Raw genomic sequence first — 539 nt, forward strand, 5'->3', positions numbered from 1 at the left:
CCGAGGGGGAGATCGGCAGGGTGCTGAACGCGCGATCGGCGAGGAGGTCCGAGAGCATCCCGGACAGGCCGAAGGAGATGAGCGAGCCGAAGATCGGGTGGTCCGCCACCCGGATCGTCACCGCGACCCCCTTGGTGGCCATCTTCTGGACGTGGAGTGCCCGGGAACCGGTGGTCGCCTTGAGGTCGTCGAACGCGTGACGCACGGCCCCCGCGTCGGTCAGGTCCAGGCGGACCCCGGACTGGTCACTCCGGGTCCGCCACTTCTCCCCCATCGCCTTGACCGCCACCGGGTACCCGAGCTCCTCGGCCGCCATGGCCGCCTGCTCCACCCCGACCGCCACACGGTAGTCGACGATCCCCACCCCGTAGCACTCCAGCAGACTCCGGACCTGCCCCTGGGTGAGTTCGAACGACTCGTTCCCGGCGTTCGAGTGACACAGAGAATCGACGAGATCCCGCGCGCGGGCGCGGTCGATGTCGTCGTACTCGGCCGGCTCCTCCGCGGGCTGGTCCAGCCACTCGGCGTAGCGGCGGGGA

At 70.1% G+C, this 539-nt stretch carries 1 protein-coding gene; it reads right to left on the reverse strand.

Features of this window, described 5'->3' with window-relative positions:
- On the reverse strand, window positions 1-539 hold a 539-nt coding region (locus G6018_RS15460), incomplete at both ends, for an acetate--CoA ligase family protein (protein WP_182640095.1).

The sequence above is a fragment of the Dietzia sp. DQ11-44 genome (assembly GCF_014145205.1).
In the GTDB taxonomy this organism is placed as follows: Bacteria; Actinomycetota; Actinomycetes; order Mycobacteriales; family Mycobacteriaceae; genus Dietzia; species Dietzia natronolimnaea.